Source organism: Cupriavidus sp. GW822-FHT03E04 (assembly GCF_058801495.1).
In genome coordinates this window covers 1-16,351 of record NZ_JBXANI010000009.1, presented here as the reverse complement: position 1 = coordinate 16,351, position 16,351 = coordinate 1, and the positions used below count along the sequence as shown (strand labels likewise).

Here is a 16,351-nt window from a genome sequence, read left to right as displayed (position 1 = left end):
GCAAGAACACGTCGGGTTCCACGGAGATGCGTGAATATTCGCTAACTCGGTGCACCGATGGGCGGGTATGGTCGTTTACCGCACACTTAAGTCGAACCGAGCCAGATTGATCGTGTCTTTTTCCATTCCTCGTTTCCTGCTGCTAAGCCTTCTCGGCGCCGTTGCGGGCGCTGCCGCGGCCGGCTCGAATGTGCCGCAAAGCGCACCCTTGCCGATGGATGGCCCCTGTGTGGCGCCGCCGTCCAAGGCTACCCTGACCCTCGCCCAGGTGCGCGTCGATGCCGTGCGCTGCAACCGTGACATCATCGCGGCGCGGCGCAATGTGGAGGCCAGCCAGGCCGATATCCAGATTGCGTCGCAACGGCCCAACCCCGTGCTCAGCCTGGGCGTGGCCAATATCAACCCGCATGCCGGCTTCAACTCGGGCGGCCCGCGCAGCAAGACGGTGGATTCCACCCTGCGTGTGGACCAGGTGATCGAGACCGCCAACAAGGCAGGCTTGCGGGTGGATACCGCGCAAGCCTCCAGCCGCGCCGCCGGCGAAGTGCTGCAGGCGGTGATTACCCAGCAGGCGAGCCTGGTGGACCAGGCGTTCTATGAGGCACTCGTGAGTCAGGAGCGGGTTGCCGTGCTCAACGAGACGCTGGCGCTCTACGGTCGCACCCAGCAGGCCAACGAGGCTCGCCTGAAGGCTGGCGATGTGTCGCGCGCCGATGTGGCCAAGCTGCAGCTCGATGTGCTGCGCGCGCAAGCCGACCTGCGCAGCGCCATGGCCGACCATGCCAGCGACAAGGCCGCGCTGGCGCAAGCCATCGGCGTGCCCGGCACGCTGGCCGACAATCGCCTGACGCCCGACTGGCCCGCCCTGGACGTGCCGGTGCCCCAGCCCGACGCCGACACCGTGCAGCGCCGCGCGGACGTGGCGGCGGCGCAAGCCCGCCTGGCTGCGGCCGCCAGCGCGCGCGACCTGGCCCGCGCGGGGCGCGTTCCGGATGTCACCGTGGGCGCGCAGGCGGAGCACTACCCTGTCTCGGCCGCCAACCAGACCGGCAGCGGCAACAGCTTCGGCGTGTTCGTGTCGATCCCGCTCTACGTGCGCCACAGCTTTGGCGGCGAAGCCCGCCGCGCCGAGGTGGATTACTACGCCGCGCTGGATGATCGCAACCGCGTGCTGCTCGAGGCGCAGAACGAGCTGGAGCGCTCGCGCAACCAGCTTGAAGCCGCGCGCCTGTCGCTCAAGCAGATGGTCGAAGGCGTGGTGCCGACCGCCGAGAGCGTCGCCGGCAGCGCCGAGTTTGCCTATGCCAAGGGCGCCAGCAGCGTGCTGGACCTGCTCGATGCGCGCCGGGCCTTGCGCCAGACGCGCCTGGACGCTGTCAACGCGCAAGGCGATTTCGCCAAATCCCTGTCGGCTTACCGCGCCGCCCTGCAGTCCTCACCCAATTCCCAGGCTCGCCCCGATGTACCGCGTCCTTAATTCCGTGTCTGCTCCGATGTCCGTCCCGATGACTGCTAAGCCTGCTTCGATGTCCCCCGTACGTGCCGCGGCCCGCCATGGCGTCGCCGCCCGGCTGGTCGCGTTTTCGCTGGTCGCGCTGGCGCTCGCCGCCTGCGGCAAGAAGGAAGCCCCGCCCCCCAGCGACGAACCCAAGGTCAGCGGTAACACCGTTGAGTTTCCGGCCACGGTCAGGACGCTGCCTGGCATCGTGGGCGAGACCGTCAAGAGCGGCGGCGAGCGCATGCTGAGCCTGCCAGGCCGCCTGGTCTGGAATGAAGACCGTACCGTGCGCGTGACGACGCCGTTTGCCGGGCGCGTGACCGAGGTGTTGGTGCAGCCGGGGACCAACGTCAAGGCGGGGCAGGCGCTGGCCATGCTGACCTCGACCGATTTCGGCGTGGCCCAGGCCGACGCCCGCAAGGCCGCGGCCGACGCCGCCTATGCCGGCAAGGCGCTGGCCCGCCAGCGCGAGTTGTACGGTGCTGGCGTCGTGGCGCAAAAGGACCTGGAGCAGACCCAGGCCGATGCCGCCCGGGCCAATGCCGACCTGCAGCGCACCCAGGCTGCCTTGCGCCAGTACGGCGCCGGCGCGCAGGGCGAGGGCGCGAGCAACCGCTTTGCCTTGCGTACGCCGATCGATGGCCTGGTGGTGGAGCGCAATATCAATAACGGCATGGAACTGCGCCCCGACCAGCCGCCCACCGCGCCGCTGTTCCTGGTGACCGATCCCGGCGAACTGTGGGCGCAGGTCGACGCGGCCGAGGCCGATATCGCCCTGTTCAAGCCCGGCGTGACCGTGCAACTGGTGTCGGCCGCCTATCCCGGCGAGACCTTCGCCGGCAAGGTGGTCAAGGTGGCCGATTACGTGGATCCTGCGGCGCGCAGCATCAAGGTGCGCTTGTCGGTGCCCAACCCGGACCGTCGCCTGAAGGCCGAGATGTTCGTCACCGCCAAGCTGCAGGCCGCCTCCTTCCAGGGGATCGCGGTGCCGTCCAAGGCGGTGTTCCTGGCCGAGAACCACCACTTTGTGTTTGTGCGCACGGCCCAGAACCGCTTTGAGCGCAAGCAGATCAAGCTGGGCGTGTCGTTGCCCGGCATGACCGAGGCGGTCGAAGGGCTCAAGGATGGCGACGTGGTGGTGACCGACGGCAACCTGTACCTGCAGGACATCCTGCGAGACGCCACCGCGGTCAACGCGGCGCGCGCCAGCGAAGCCAGCAGCGCCAGCGCGAAGCAGTGAGGAAGACCGCCACATGATTTCGCGCATCGTCCATTTTGCCCTGCACCAGAAGCTGTTCGTCTGGCTCGGCCTTGCCATCTTCATCGGGGGTGGCCTTGCGGCCTTCAAGAACCTGCCGATCGAAGCCTTCCCGGATGTCTCCGACATCCAGGTCAACGTCATTACGCTGTACCCGGGCCGCGCCGCCGAGGAAGTCGAGCGCCAGGTCACGATCCCGATCGAAACCGCGCTGGCCGGCACGCCGAACTCCGTGCGGGTGTTCTCGCACACCCAGTTCGGCCTGTCCTTCCTGATGGTCACCTTCAATGACAAGGCCACCGACGTGGTGGCCCGCCAGCAGGTGATCGAGCGCCTGCGCGGGGTGGACCTGCCCGACGGCGTGCAGCCGGAGCTGGCGCCGCTGTCCACCGCCATCGGCGAGATCTTCCGCTTTCGCCTGACCGGCAAGGGCTACAGCGCGCAGGAACTGCGCACGCTGCAGGACTGGGTGGTGGAGAAGAACCTGCGCCAGGTCCCGGGCGTGGCCGACCTTGTCACCATTGGCGGCACCATCAAGCAGTACGAGGTGAACCCCAACCTGGCGAAGATGCGCGACGCCAAGATCTCGCTCTCGCAACTCTTTACCGCCCTGCAACGCGCCAACTCCAACGCCGGCGGCGGCGCCGTGGCCAACGGGCGCCAGCAATTCCTGCTGCGCTCGCTGGGCAGCTTCCGTACCTCGGCCGATATCGCCGATGTGGTGGTGTCGGAAGTCAATGGCACGCCAATCCTGGTCAAGGACATCGCCGAGATCAGGACCGGTTCCGCGCCGCCCCAGGGCCTGATGGGCCAGGACGACGAGGACGATATCGTCTCGGGCATCGTGGTGATGCGCAAGGGCGAGAACCCCTCGCTGGTGCTCGAAGCGCTCAAGAAGAGGATCGACCTGCTGGACAACTCGATCCTGCCCAAGGGCGTGAAGATCGTGCCCTACTACGACCGCTCCACGCTGATCGACAAGACCCTGCACACGGTGTTCGGCAACCTGGTCGAGGGCGCGCTGCTGGTGATGGCCGTACTGTACCTGTTCCTGGCCAATGTGCGGGCCGCGGCCATCGTGGCAATCGTGATTCCGCTGGCGCTGCTGTCCACGTTCATCGGCCTGACCTGGGTGGGCATTCCCGCCAACCTGCTGTCGCTGGGCGCGATGGACTTCGGCATCATCGTGGACGGCGCGGTGATCGTGGTGGAGAACATCTTCAAGCGGCTGGGCGAGCTGAAGGAAGCCCAGATCAAGGACAGCCGCGCGCGCATGCACGCCATCCTGCAGGCCACCACCGAAGTGGGCCGCCCGACCGTGTTCTCGATGATCATCATCATCGCCGCGCACATCCCGATCTTTACGCTGCAGCGCCACGAGGGCAAGATCTTCGCGCCCATGGCCTACACCGTGACGGGTGCGCTGGTCGGCTCGCTGATCATCTCGCTGACGCTGGTGCCGCTGCTGTGCCACCTGCTGCTGACCAAGAACATCGCGCATGAAGACAACTTCATGGTGCGCCATAGCAAGCGCCTCTACGAGCCGATGCTGGCCTGGGCGCTGGACCACAAGCGCACCGTGGTGGGCATCGCCGTTGGCCTGCTGGTGGCAACGGTTGGCGTGGGCAAATTCCTCGGCAGCGAGTTCCTGCCGGAGCTGGATGAAGGCTCGATGTGGGTCAGCTTCGACCTGCCGGCGTCGGTGTCCATCGACGAAGCGCGCGACCAGGCCCGCCGCCTGCGTGGCGTGATTCGCAAGACGCCCGAGGTCAATACCACCATCTCCAAGGTGGGCCGCCCGGACGACGGCACCGATCCAAAGCTGATCAACACCGTCGAAATCCTGGTCGACCTGAAGAACGACAAGCAATGGCGCGCGGGCTACGACAAGCGCAAGATCATCAACGAGATCAACGCCAACCTGCGCCAGCTACCCGGCATCGAGCCGAATTTCTCGCAGCCGGTGCGCGACAACATTCTTGAGAGCATCTCCCAGATCAAGGGCCAGATCGTGATCAAGGTGCAGAGCGACAGCTTGCAGCAGAACAAGCGCGTGGCCGACCAGATCCTCGCCAACGTGCAATCGGTACAGGGCGTGATGCGCGCCTTTATCGACCGCGACGGCGAGCTGCCGCAGTACGTGCTGGACTTCGACCGCGCCCAGGCCGCCCGCTACGGCATCAACGTGGGAGACGTGCAGGACCTGATGGAGACCGCGCTTGCCGGCAAGGCAGCCACCGAGCTGTGGGAGGGCGAGAAGCACTTCAGCGTGGCGGTGCGCCTCAAGCCTAACGAGCGCCAGCTGCCAAACCTGCCGAATATCTTCCTGCAAACGGCGGACGGCGCGCAGGTGCCGCTGTCGCAACTGGTGCACTTCCGCGCGGCTTCCGGCGCGATGAACATCAGCCGCGAGAACGGCCAGCGCACCACGTCCATCGGCATCTTCATCCATGACCGCGACATGGGCAGCGTGGTGAAGGACATGCAGGAACTGGTCGCCAAGAACGTCAAGGCCGATGACGTCAAGATCAGCTGGTCGGGCGAGTTCGAGAACCAGGAGCGCGCCATGGCGCGGCTGTCGATCGTGGTGCCGCTGTCGGTGCTGGTGATCTTCCTGCTGCTGTTCAATGCCTTCAAGTCGTTCAAGAGCGCGACCCTGATCATCTCGAACATTCCGTTCGCGCTGATCGGCGGCGTGTTCGCGCTGTTCATCACCGGCATTCCGCTGTCGGTGTCGGCTGCGATCGGCTTTATCGCGCTGTTCGGCCAGGCCGTGCTCAACGGCGTGGTGATGGTGACCTACTTCAACCAGCTGCGCGACGAAGGCATGCCGGTGCGCCAGGCCGTGCTGACCGGCTCGATGGACCGCCTGCGCACGGTGCTGATGACCGCGCTGCTGGCCATGCTGGGCCTGTTCCCGATGGCCATCTCGCGCGCCATCGGCTCGGAGACGCAGCGTCCGCTGGCCATCGTTATCATCGGCGGCCTGATCACCGCCACCATGCTCACGCTGATCGTGCTGCCCACGCTGTATGAGTGGATGGTCGGCCGCAACTGGCCGGACGAAGAGAACGGCAACGGCAACGGCAATGGCAAGGAGAACCGCTTGTCGGATTCGCTGCCGGCCTGATCTTCCCGTAGTCGCCTGCCTCGAAAGCCCGTCACCTTGGTGGCGGGCTTTTTTTCATCGGAGGTTGCGCAGCGCACGGGCGCAGATGCGGCGGGTGGCGGCGGGCGGGTCGCCTCGCTGCCAGCGTTCGCACAGGCTGCGCACCCAGTCGGGACTGTCCTTGGCCGCATCGTTGAGCCAGTTGGCCACCGAGTCCTGCACATAGGCCGAGGGGTCGGCCTTCAGCGCGTCCAGCAGCGGCAGGGCTTGCGCGGGCTGCTTCTTCAGCGCGGCGATATGCGCGCACCATACTCCACGCGGGCGCAGTGCCTCGGTGGCAAAGCGGCGCAGCCGCTCGGATGGCGACGCCGTCCAGGCGGCAAGCAGCGCGATGCAGGTGTCCAGGTCCGCCGCGAGATGCGGCCGCACTGCCATCCAGGCCCATTCGCGCACGCCGAAATGCGGGTCGTCGGCCAGCGCCCGGATGGCCGCGAGGCGCTGGCTCAGGTCCAGGCCCGGCCGCATGCCGACCGTGAAGCAGGCCCAGCCGCGCACGGTATCCGATGGATGCGCCTGGCAACGTGCGATGCCCGCGGCGCCAAGATGCTCGATGAGGATGGCGCCGATGCTGGCCATGCGCTTGAGGATGCCAAGCTGGCTGGCGGCTTCGGCTTGCTGCATGGCGGCTGGCGGGAGTTTGGGAAACACGGCGCGCAGCAGCGTGACTTGGTTCAACGCCAGGCATTCGGTGAGCGTGGCGCTTTGCAGCTCGCCACGCTCCAGCGCGGCGAGGATGTCGGCGGGAATGTCCGCCGCCCGGCTCGCGCCTTTGCGTGTTGCCGGCTGGGCCGCTGACTGGTTCATGCCGAATCCCCCGGCACGCCATTGCGCTTGGCCATGCCCGCGGAAACCTTGCTTAGCAGGCCGTCGAGCAAGGCGCGCTCCTGTGCGGATAAGTCACGGAACAGGCTTGCGATCCAGCGGCCATGCTCGTCAAACACCTTTTTGGCGACCTGCTTGCCCTTGCGGGTGAGCCGGATGGTCAGGGCACGCCGGTCTGTGGTGTCGGCATGGCGCTCGATCAGCGCCTCGCGCTCCAGCCCGTCCAGCAGGCCGGTGATGGTGGCGCGCGTGACGCCGGCTTGCTCCGCGAGCGTATTGGGCGCCAGCCCGTCCTTGGCCGCGTTCAGCAGGAACAACAGCACGAAACGGCCTTCGGACAGGCCATGCGGAGCCAGCAGCGCACCGCAGTCGCGGTCGATTGCGGACGCCAGCGACAGTGCCCGGAAGCACAGCTGGATGCTGTCCAGGTCGGGCAGCTGGCGTCGTTCGGCTTCGTTGAGCAGGGCGAGGTACTTCTGTTCGAGTGCTTGCATAGTGGCGCCATATTATATGCCGCCTAACTAGTTGGCAAGCGCGCCGCCAGCTGCCTTCAAGGCAATCCCGTCGACCAGCAACACGATGACGGCCCCGATCACCGTCGCCGCCGCGCGGTCCATCAGCATGCCGCCGTCGGCCGGCCGGCTGGCGCCCATGATCATCACCATCAGCGGGGTCATGATCGCCGAGTAGGCCAGGTAGTTGCGCAGGCGCAGCAGTGGCCGGGTGCCGGCCAGCCATCCTGCGTTGAATGCCACCAGCCAGTACGGGAGCTGGTGGCCCAGCAGCAAGCTCGCGCCAAGCACGCCGACGAGGGTGCCGGCCACCCGCTGCGTGGCCTTGACGGCGAAGCCCTCTGGCTGCCGCTGCAGCAGGATCGCCACGGTCAGCGTGATCCATTCGAAGTGATGGCCCGGGAGCAGCCAGCGCAGGCTACAGGCGCAGCCCAGGCCGAGCACCAGCCGCAGCGTGTACTGCCATCCGGCCCGCTGCGACAGCGTGCGCCGCCATCGCCGCAGGCGCTGCGCCGTGGTGGGCAACGGCAAGGGCGCGCCGGGTTGCGGCAGCGCTCGGGCCCTCGGCGCGAGGCACAGGCACAGCAGGCAGGTCCAGAGCGCGCCGGCCAGCGTGAGCAGGAGAAAGGCTGCCCGATGCGGCGCAGCGCTTGCCGCACCTGTGGCAATGATCAGGAACAGGATGAAGCGCGTGGCCGCGATCGCGAGCGGGCGGCTGTAGCCGCCGATGCAGGCCGCCGCACCGGCCAGCAAGAGGACGATGACATCGGTCAGGGCGCCGTGGCCCGCCAGGGCTGCCGCGATGGCCACGGCAGCCGCAACCGGTGCAAGCAGGGCCGCCAGCGGCCCGATGCGGGATGGGTCGCGCGCGTCGATGCCCGAACCGGCGACCGCCCCGGCGCCGATCGCCAGGCTGCCTAGCGCGGCGGCCTGGCCAAGTGCGATCTGCCCCGTGGCGCCGGCAAGCAGCAGCGGCATGCCCATGCCCAGGGCTGCCGCGAGCATCTCGCGAGGATGCACCTGCGCGCCGGCGGGCCAGTGGATGGCTTTGGCAAGATGGGTCTTTGCGCTCAATGTCCCCTCCCGTGATTGCGGGACTCCGCCGCCAGAAAATCGCGCGGCGCCTGTCCCAGCGCGCGCCGGAACATGGTGGAGAAGGCGCCGGCATTGGCATAGCCGGTTTCGGCCGCCACGTGCGCGAGCGGCTTGCCGCGGCTCATCAGGTCCACGGCGTGCGCCAGCCGCAATTGCTGGCGCCAGGCGGCAAAGCTGGTGCGCAGCTCGGTGCGGAACAGCCGCGCCAGGGTGCGCTCACTGGCGCCCGTCAGCTCGGCCCATTGCGCCAGGCTCAGCGCCGACCCTGGCTGCTCCATCAAGGCGTTGCACAACGCTTTAAGGCGGCGGTCGGTGGGCAAGGCCAGCCCAGGCCAAAGCGTGGGCGCGGTGCGCAACTCCTCGAGCAGCAGGGCCGCGCTTAGCTGGCGCCGTGGCGCGGACAGGCTGGCGGCGTCGGTCAGCGCCACCATCAGGTTGCGCATCAACGCCGACACTTCCACGACCGCGCAGGCGGTGAGCGACAGCGGTGCCGCTTGCGGCAGCACATAGCAGGCGTGCAGCGCTGCGTCGCCCAGCGTGACCACCTCGTGTTCCACATCCGGCGGAATCCACACCGCGCGCATGGTCGGCACCACCCAGGTGGTGCCTGCCGCGGTCACCCGCATGCTGCCGCGCAGGGGGCACGAGATCTGCCCCCAAGCATGCCGGTGGCGGCGAATGATGGCGTTGGGCGGCGGCAGGCGCAGATGCACGATGACCGGTTGCTCGGCGGTGGGCTGGGTCAGCGGGACGGGCTGGTAGGTGGTGCGTGGCATCTGGCTCGGCGCGGCTTTGGCGCAGGTTTTTGGGTGTGGCTGGCATTCGTAAGAAATTGCCCGAGAAGTGTAACCCGGCCAGATTGGCGCGTCCTACGATGGCGCTCATCGCATGGCACCACGGAGTTCCCTCGCATGAGCAATACCAGTCAGCCCGGCTTGCCGCCCCCGGCCAGCCTTCCCGGCAATCCCGCCGCTTCCAAGGCGCCACCCGCCGCAGGCCCCGCGCCCGCGGGCAAGCTGTCGGACAGCGCGCGTGCCGCCATCGTCATCGCCCTGTGCGTGGCGGCGGTATGGCTGGTGGGGCGCGCCACCGGCGCACCCGGCGGCCTGGTGCTGGCGGGGGCGCTGGTGGCGTCCACCGTGTGCTGCTGGGCGCTGGGCGTGCTGCCCGAGCCGGCTACGACGTTGCTGTTCTTCCTGTGCGCCGTCGTGCTGCACGTGGCGCCGGCCCCCGTGGTGTTCTCGGGCTTTGCCTCTACCGCGTGGTGGCTCATGTTCGGCGGCGCGGTAACCGGCGTGGCCTTGCGCCAGACCGGGCTGGCGCAGCGCCTGGCGGCCATCATCTTCCGTGGCCGGGTGGGCAGCTACCGCCAGGTGATCGGCACCGTGGCGGTGAGCGCCGTGGGGCTGGCGTTCCTGATGCCGTCGACCACCGGGCGCGTGCTGCTGCTGATGCCGATCGTGCTGGCGCTGGCCGACCGGCTAGGTTTCGCGCCGGGCTCCAACGGCCGCATCGGCATGGTGCTGACGGTGGCCGCCGCCAGCTACATGCCGCCCACCACCATCCTGCCAGCCAATATCCCCAACAGCGTGTTGCTCGGCGCGGCTAGCTCCCTGTACGGCGTCAACCTGAGCTATGGCAGCTATCTCCTGCTGCATTTCCCCATCCTCGGCCTGCTCAAGACCGTGACGCTGGTCTGGCTGGTATGCCGGCTGTTCCCCGAGCGCGGGCCGATCGCGGCACTCCCGCGCGAGCAAGCGAGCGCGCCGAGCCGGCAGGAGAAGTTGCTGGCGGTGATCCTGGTGCTGGCCGTGGCCGGTTTTGCCACCGACGCGCTGCACGGCATCTCGCCGGCCTGGATCTCGCTGGCGGCATGCATCGTCTGCCTGCTGCCGGGCGTGGGCCTGGTTTCCTCGCGCATGCTGGCCGAGCAGGTGCACCTCACGCCCCTGATCTATGTGGCCGGCTTTCTCGGCCTGGGCGCCGTGGTGGAATCCACCGGGCTGGGGACCGCCATCACCACGGCACTGCTGCGCTGGCTGCCCCTTTCGCCGGGGCACACCGCCGCCAATGTGGCCGCGCTTGGCGCGGTCGGGGCGAGCCTGGGGCTCATGACGACGCTGCCCGGACTGCCGGCCGTGCTGACGCCGCTGGCCAAACAGCTGGCGCAGGCCACGGGTTTGTCGCTGGAAGCCGTGCTGATGCTGCAGGTTCCCGTGTTCTCCACGGTGTTCTTCCCTTACCAGTCGCCACCCATCGTGATCGCCATGCAGCTCGGTGGCGTGGGGCTGCGCGACGGAACCCGCATGTGCCTGGCGCTGGCCGCGCTGACCTTGCTGGTGCTGCTGCCGCTGGATTACTTCTGGTGGCGTTTGCTGGGCTACCTGCCTTGAGCGCGCTGTCAGCAAGCTTGCGCTAACTGAGGCATGATCTCGGCCTTCGACTTCTGGTTAACCCCAGCCCCGGGTGGGCTGGCATGCGGGTAAGCCGAGCTCCACTGTAGAAGGCAACCATGACGACAAGAGCGCACTGCGCGCCGCAAGCGCAAGCCGGCCCCGTGGGCGGCGCAAGCTGGATGACCCTGCTGCTGGCCACCGCCTGCGGCCTGATCGTGGCCAACCTGTATTACGCGCAGCCGTTGATCGGCCCGATCGGCCACGCGCTGGGGCTGTCGCCGCAGGCGGCGGGCCTGATCGTGACCCTGATCCAGGCCGGTTACGGCGCGGGCCTGCTGCTGATCGTGCCGCTGGGCGACATCATCGAGAACCGCCGGCTGATCTGCAGCCTGCTGGCCGCGAGCGCCCTGGCACTGGCCGGCGCGGCGCTGGCCGGCCATGCCGGGGTGTTTCTGCTGGCGGCCGTCTGCATCGGGCTGAGCTCCGTGGCGGCGCAGGTCCTGGTGCCGTTTGCCGCGCACCTGGCGCCTGAGCACGCGCGCGGCCGTGTCGTCGGCAATGTCATGAGTGGCCTGATGCTGGGCATCATGCTGGCCCGCCCGGCCGCCAGCCTGGTCACCGACCTGTGGGGCTGGCATGCCATCTTCGCGGGCTCGGCCGTGGGCATGGCCTTGCTCGCCGCTGTGCTCATGCGGCTGCTCCCGGATCGCCGCCCGGCGCCCGCGGTGCGATATGGCGTGTTGCTGGTGTCCATGTGGCAGTTGCTGCGCTCGCAGCCCGTACTGCGCCGGCGTGCGGTCTACCAGGCATGCATGTTTGGGGCGTTCAGCCTGTTCTGGACTACCGTGCCCCTGTGGCTCGCCGGCCCCGAGTTCGGCCTGAGCCAGAAGGGCATCGCCCTGTTCGCGCTGGCTGGCGTGGCGGGAGCGGTGGCCGCGCCCATCGCAGGGCGCCAGGCCGATCGCGGCCGTGGCCGGGGCATGACCCTGCTCGCCATGTTGCTCGCGGCCGGCGCCTTTGTGCTGGGCCAGGCTGGCATGCCCGGCTCGCCCTTGGCCCTGGCGGCGCTGACGATTGCCGCCATCGTGCTGGATTTTGGCGTGGCGGCCAGCCTGGTCGTCGGCCAGCGCGCCATCTTTGCGCTGGGCGCTGCCTATCGCAGCCGCCTGAACGGGCTCTTCATGGCGATTTTCTTCACCGGCGGCGCCGTGGCATCGGCCGTCGGGGCATGGGCCTTTGCCCAAGGCGGCTGGACGCTCACCAGCTGGATCGGCTTCGGCCTGCCGGCCATGGCGGGCCTGTACTTCGCGACGGAGCCACGACTCGCAAGCGCGCCGCCGCGCTGATCCCGGATCGCCGGGGCCAAGGCGCGCGTCCTGCGCGCTTGATCCAGGCAGCGACCTGATCTATCGATGTTCCCGGGCGCCCCGCCGAAATTTTTTTTCGGTCCAAGGGAAATGACTGCATTTCCTGTCAACCGGACGTATTACTATTCGTTACGAAATATTACGGGGCTGAAACACTTGGCCCGGTGGCCCCCCACGCTGCCAGCCTTGCCCCGTGATCCAGGCTACGCCTGGCCGCCTGCCCCGTCGCCGTCGTGGCGGGCGCGGCGATTTTGAATCGTAAGCGCAGCACCACAAGACCGGATACCGGCTTTGCTGCATTGGGAACAGGGGAGCGTCAAGTGGTGCAAGGACCAATCTCGAGCCTTCAATGGCTGTCGGGGCTGAATGCCAGGGGATTTTTTCACGATCTCGGGCCTTTTTTCTATTTTCGCTATCTGGCGGCGCTCACTGCGTTGTCGGCGTTTTGCCACCCGCCGGGCGGCAAGAAGTGGGTTTTCAAGCGTTTCAAGCTGATCTGCCGGTCCGCATTCCGCTTTGCCGCGGTGCGCAGCTGGTTGCAGGCGGTCGACTCCTGCGCGCTGATGCGGTGCGTGGCCATGGCCAAGCCTTCGCTGCTCGAACGCCCGTATCGCCCGCTTGGCGCATTTGGGCTGAGCTTTCGCGAGCGCATGCGTACGGTGCTGGATCACTACCGTGCGATGAGCACGCTGGTGCCGCTGGCGCTGAGCGAACGCGTCTACGTGGGCGGCGGGCTCGAATGGGCGACGGGCGATGGCCGCTATAGGCTGCGCCTGGCGGATTCGGGGCCGAATCCCAAGGAAGGCGAACTGGCCTTTTATTGGCTGGACACGGCCAGCGGCGTGTGCCTGAGCCAGCTCAGCTTCTACTTGGCGCAACGCAAGGGCGGCACGGAGATCTTCGTCGGGGGCCTGCAAGGCCCCATGGGCGAGAGCAGCCGCGACCTGATCCGCGAAGCCACCAAGGCATGCGAAGGCCTGCGTCCCAAGGACGCGGTCATGGAAGCGCTGCTCGGCTTTGCCGCCTTACTTGGGGTGCAACGCATCGTAGGCGTCAGCAAGAAAAATCACGTGGGCCGCCAACGCCATACCCCGCGCGAGATCCGCTGCGACTACGAGGGCTTCTGGATGGAGTCCGCGGGCCAGCCAATGCCTTGCGGCAATGTCGAGGTGCCGGTCAACCAGCCGCGCCGCGATGTGATGGCGCTGCCGTCCAAGAAGCGCTCCGCGTACCGGCGCAAGCTGGCCCAGGTAGAGGCCATCCACGCGGCCGTGCACGGCTGGTTCGCGGCGCCCGCCGTGCCGCAGGCAACCACCCCGGCGCCCACCCTGACGCAGGTCATTGCGCCGGGCAGCGCGGAGCCGCTTGCAGCGTGAGGCAGGGCGGCGACAAGCCGCGACGGACACACAAAGAAAAGCGCGGGCTTCGGCCTGCGCTTTTTTTTTTGCGCCAGTGACGGGGCTGCAGTAAACCCTAGTAGTCTAGGTTTATAGACCTTATTAAAGTAGGCCACTTCTGTAAGCCACTTCTGTAAGCCACTTCCGTAAGCCACTTCCAGCCGGCGATAACACGCTGGCGCCCCCGGCTTTCGCAGTTGCTGCGTTGCTTCCGCCATCGATGTCGAATCCAGCTTTCACCGCCTTGCCCGCTTCCAGCGACCTCTTGTCCCGCAGCCGCCAGCCGGTCTACCTCCAGCTCGCCACGATCTTCCGCCGCCATATCGAGAGTGGCGAGTGGCGCCAAGGCGAGCGCATTCCGTCGCTCGAGCAGCTTTGCCGCGAGTTCGGCGTGGCGCGCATGACCATGCATCACGCGCTCTCCCTGCTTGACGAAGAAGGCCTGCTGACCCGCGAGCGCGGGCGCGGCACGTTCGTCAAGGCAAGCTGCCGCGAGCGCCGCGCCATGAGGCTGCCGGTGAGCTGGGACCAGGTGGTGGCCGTCGGCGAGCAGCTCGACACCGAGGCGCTGTCCGAGTCCGACGGCACCGTCACCTTGCCGGACGAACTGGGCATGCCTTGCGCCGCCGCGCGCGCGCCGGGCTATCACTTCCTGCGCCGTCTGCACACGATCGAGCAGCGCCCGTTCGCGCTGGGCGAGGTCTTTATCGAGGCCAGCGTGTTTGCCCGGGAGCCGGAAGCGTTCCGCCACGGGGCTTCGGTGCCGGTGCTCGACCGTTTCCCCCAGCTGAAGGTCACCGCTGCCAGGCAGCGCCTGTCGATCATTGCGGCGGGCGCGGAATCGGCCGCCCGGCTGGCCTTGCCCGTTGGCGCGCCGGTGGCCGAGTTGCGGCGCTATGCGTGCGTAGACGGCGTGATCGTCTATTACGCGCGCATCGAATTCCCGAGCGAGTTCGTCTGCCTGGATTTCGACCTGCTCGCGCACGGCGCGGGCGCCACGCCGGCACGCCGCTCACGCAGTCCTGACTAGCCTATCCCCGAACCCATCCCCGAACTCATCCCCCAACGCGCCAAATGGAAAAGAACAAGATGCCGAATACCGATCGCAACCCAGGAACCCCCGCCAGCCATGGAGACAACGGGCGGGGCGAGATGAACGGCGCCGAGAGCCTGGTCAAGACGCTGCTGGCTTGCGGCGTGGACACCTGCTTTGCCAACCCCGGCACCAGCGAGATGCACTTCGTGGCCGCGCTCGACCGCATTCCCGGCATGCGTTGCGTGCTCGGCCTGTTTGAGGGCGTGGTGACCGGCGCGGCCGATGGCTACGCGCGCATGGCTGACAAGCCGGCAGCCACGCTGCTGCACTGCGGCCCGGGCCTGGCCAACGGCCTGGCCAACCTGCATAACGCGCGCCGCGCGCAGACGCCGGTGATCAACATCGTGGGCGACCAGGCTACCTATCACCGTCCGTTCGACGCACCGCTGACGGCCGATACCGAAGGCTGGGCGCGTCCCGTCTCGGTCTGGACCCGCACCGCCACGGATGCCGCATCGGTCGGCGCCGATGCCGCCACGGCCGTGCAGGCCGCGTGCGCCGCCCCCGGTGGGGTCGCCAGCCTGATCCTGCCCTCGGATGTCTGCTGGGATGCCGGCGGCAAGGTAGGCGCGCCGCTGGCGCCGCTGCCGGTGCCCAAGGTCTCGCCCGACGCCGTCCAGCAAGCTGCACGCCTGCTGCGCTCGGGCCTGCCCACGCTGATCGTGCTGGCCGGCACCGCGCTGCGCGAGGCGCCGCTGGCCGATGCGCACCGCATCGCCGCTGCCACCGATGCGCGCCTGATCACGCCGATGTCCAACGCCCGCGTGTCGCGCGGCCGTGGCCGTTTCAACGTGGATCGGGTGCCCTATTCCGGCGACGTGGCGCGTGACAAGCTGGCGGGCATCCGCAACGTCATCCTGGTGGGCGCGCCGCCGCCGGTGACGTTCTTCGCCTATCCGGGCAAGTCGCCGCGCCCATATCCGGAAGACGCTGAGATCCATGTGCTGGCACGTCCGGAACAAGATCTGGCCGAAGCCCTGGCGCGTCTTGCCGACGAGCTTGGCGCCCCCTCGGTGTCGGTGCCGGCTTCGGTCGCGCCGCGTGGGATCGCCAAGGGCGCGGTAACCTCCGAGGCGGTCGCGCAAACGCTGACCGCACTGCTGCCGGAGCAGGCCATCGTGGTGGAAGAGAGCGTGAGCTTTGGGCGTGCGTTTTATCCGGGGACCGTGCATGCCGCGCCGCATGACTGGCTGCAACTGACTGGTGGCGCTATCGGCGATGGGCTGCCGCTGGCGACTGGCGCCGCGGTCGCCGCGCCGGGGCGCCGGGTGGTCGCGTTGCAGGCCGATGGCTCGGGGATGTACACGCTGCAATCGCTGTGGACGATGGCGCGCGAGAAGCTCGACGTTACCGTGGTGATTCTGGCCAATCGCAAGTACGCGATTTTGCTGGGTGAGCTGGCTGGGGTTGGGGCCAATCCGGGCAAGACTGCGCTTGATATGCTGGATATCGGCAATCCGGATCTCAACTGGGTGCAGTTGGCCAATGGGATGGGGGTGGAGGCTGCGCGGGCTGAGGATATGGAGCGGTTTGCTGAGTTGTTTGGTATGGCTAATGCTCGGCGGGGGCCGTTTGTTATTGAGTTGGTGATTTGAGGTTGGAGGTGGGTTGATGGTCCCAGCTGCAGCTGCTTAACTTCAACGTCAAGAGCTTAAAGTCAAAGGCAGTTTCACCACGCCTGCGGCGCGGCGACCTACTTTCTTGTCTTGCCAAGAAAGTAGGCAAAGAAGGCGCGCCGGAT

The 16,351-nt window shown here is 67.8% G+C and carries 12 protein-coding genes; 8 read left to right on the top strand and 4 right to left on the bottom strand.

Annotated features, from left to right (window positions below; translation table 11 throughout):
• The first annotated feature begins 214 nt into the window (after positions 1-214).
• The 3 genes from AC1RQC_RS14060 to AC1RQC_RS14050 are packed head-to-tail and all read left to right on the top strand — an operon-like array spanning position 215 to position 5,886.
• The gene (locus AC1RQC_RS14060) at positions 215-1,477 is read left to right on the top strand and encodes a TolC family protein (RefSeq protein ID WP_492374510.1); all 1,263 of its coding nucleotides are present in this window, start codon (positions 215-217) and stop codon (positions 1,475-1,477) included.
• A 49-nt stretch (positions 1,478-1,526) separates the two neighbouring features.
• Positions 1,527-2,738 carry an efflux RND transporter periplasmic adaptor subunit gene (locus AC1RQC_RS14055; protein ID WP_492374501.1) on the top strand — a complete coding sequence of 404 codons (1,212 nt, stop codon included), beginning with the start codon at positions 1,527-1,529 and terminating at the stop codon, positions 2,736-2,738.
• 13 nt (positions 2,739-2,751) lie between these two features.
• Positions 2,752-5,886 (top strand): efflux RND transporter permease subunit, encoded by a 3,135-nt coding sequence (locus tag AC1RQC_RS14050; RefSeq protein WP_492883733.1) that lies wholly within the window; start codon positions 2,752-2,754, stop codon positions 5,884-5,886.
• A gap of 54 nt (positions 5,887-5,940) precedes the next feature.
• Here the strand turns inward: AC1RQC_RS14050 and AC1RQC_RS14045 are convergent, their stop codons facing one another.
• The 4 genes from AC1RQC_RS14045 to AC1RQC_RS14030 are packed head-to-tail and all read right to left on the bottom strand — an operon-like array spanning position 5,941 to position 9,130.
• Positions 5,941-6,729 carry a DNA alkylation repair protein gene (locus tag AC1RQC_RS14045; protein WP_492883731.1) on the bottom strand — a complete coding sequence of 263 codons (789 nt, stop codon included), beginning with the start codon at positions 6,727-6,729 and terminating at the stop codon, positions 5,941-5,943.
• On the bottom strand, positions 6,726-7,241 hold the full coding sequence (locus AC1RQC_RS14040) for a MarR family winged helix-turn-helix transcriptional regulator (RefSeq protein ID WP_492883729.1): 516 nt from the start codon (positions 7,239-7,241) through the stop codon (positions 6,726-6,728). Before AC1RQC_RS14040 ends, AC1RQC_RS14045 begins: the two co-directional genes overlap by 4 nt.
• Before the next feature lie 27 nt (positions 7,242-7,268).
• Positions 7,269-8,333 (bottom strand): FUSC family protein, encoded by a 1,065-nt coding sequence (locus AC1RQC_RS14035; RefSeq protein ID WP_492883727.1) that lies wholly within the window; start codon positions 8,331-8,333, stop codon positions 7,269-7,271.
• Positions 8,330-9,130, bottom strand: coding sequence for an AraC family transcriptional regulator (locus AC1RQC_RS14030; protein WP_492883725.1), 801 nt, complete (start codon positions 9,128-9,130; stop codon positions 8,330-8,332). The genes AC1RQC_RS14035 and AC1RQC_RS14030 overlap by 4 nt, the downstream gene beginning before the upstream one ends.
• A 135-nt stretch (positions 9,131-9,265) precedes the next feature.
• On the opposite strand from AC1RQC_RS14030, the gene AC1RQC_RS14025 reads away from it, so the two are divergent.
• From AC1RQC_RS14025 to AC1RQC_RS14005, 5 genes are all read left to right on the top strand, one after another.
• Positions 9,266-10,747, top strand: coding sequence for an SLC13 family permease (locus AC1RQC_RS14025; protein WP_492883723.1), 1,482 nt, complete (start codon positions 9,266-9,268; stop codon positions 10,745-10,747).
• 119 nt (positions 10,748-10,866) lie between these two features.
• Positions 10,867-12,096 (top strand): MFS transporter, encoded by a 1,230-nt coding sequence (locus AC1RQC_RS14020; protein ID WP_492883721.1) that lies wholly within the window; start codon positions 10,867-10,869, stop codon positions 12,094-12,096.
• A gap of 344 nt (positions 12,097-12,440) precedes the next feature.
• Positions 12,441-13,493, top strand: a complete 1,053-nt coding sequence (locus tag AC1RQC_RS14015; protein WP_492374508.1) for a DUF535 family protein — start codon at positions 12,441-12,443, stop codon at positions 13,491-13,493.
• A gap of 241 nt (positions 13,494-13,734) precedes the next feature.
• The gene (locus tag AC1RQC_RS14010) at positions 13,735-14,544 is read left to right on the top strand and encodes a GntR family transcriptional regulator (RefSeq protein WP_492883719.1); all 810 of its coding nucleotides are present in this window, start codon (positions 13,735-13,737) and stop codon (positions 14,542-14,544) included.
• A 122-nt stretch (positions 14,545-14,666) separates the two neighbouring features.
• Complete coding sequence (locus AC1RQC_RS14005) at positions 14,667-16,205, top strand: acetolactate synthase large subunit (protein ID WP_492883858.1); 1,539 nt, start codon at positions 14,667-14,669, stop codon at positions 16,203-16,205.
• Positions 16,206-16,351: the final 146 nt, after the last annotated feature.

Excerpts from the sequence above, each read along its gene's own strand:
- AC1RQC_RS14060 (WP_492374510.1), top strand. The coding sequence starts at position 215 with ATGGATGGCCCCTGTGTGGCGCCGCCGTCCAAGGCTACCCTGACCCTC.
- AC1RQC_RS14055 (WP_492374501.1), top strand. The coding sequence starts at position 1,527 with ATGTCCCCCGTACGTGCCGCGGCCCGCCATGGCGTCGCCGCCCGGCTG.
- AC1RQC_RS14050 (WP_492883733.1), top strand. The coding sequence starts at position 2,752 with ATGATTTCGCGCATCGTCCATTTTGCCCTGCACCAGAAGCTGTTCGTC.
- AC1RQC_RS14045 (WP_492883731.1), bottom strand. The coding sequence starts at position 6,729 with ATGAACCAGTCAGCGGCCCAGCCGGCAACACGCAAAGGCGCGAGCCGG.
- AC1RQC_RS14040 (WP_492883729.1), bottom strand. The coding sequence starts at position 7,241 with ATGCAAGCACTCGAACAGAAGTACCTCGCCCTGCTCAACGAAGCCGAA.
- AC1RQC_RS14030 (WP_492883725.1), bottom strand. The coding sequence starts at position 9,130 with ATGCCACGCACCACCTACCAGCCCGTCCCGCTGACCCAGCCCACCGCC.
- AC1RQC_RS14025 (WP_492883723.1), top strand. The coding sequence starts at position 9,266 with ATGAGCAATACCAGTCAGCCCGGCTTGCCGCCCCCGGCCAGCCTTCCC.
- AC1RQC_RS14020 (WP_492883721.1), top strand. The coding sequence starts at position 10,867 with ATGACGACAAGAGCGCACTGCGCGCCGCAAGCGCAAGCCGGCCCCGTG.
- AC1RQC_RS14010 (WP_492883719.1), top strand. The coding sequence starts at position 13,735 with ATGTCGAATCCAGCTTTCACCGCCTTGCCCGCTTCCAGCGACCTCTTG.
- AC1RQC_RS14005 (WP_492883858.1), top strand. The coding sequence starts at position 14,667 with ATGAACGGCGCCGAGAGCCTGGTCAAGACGCTGCTGGCTTGCGGCGTG.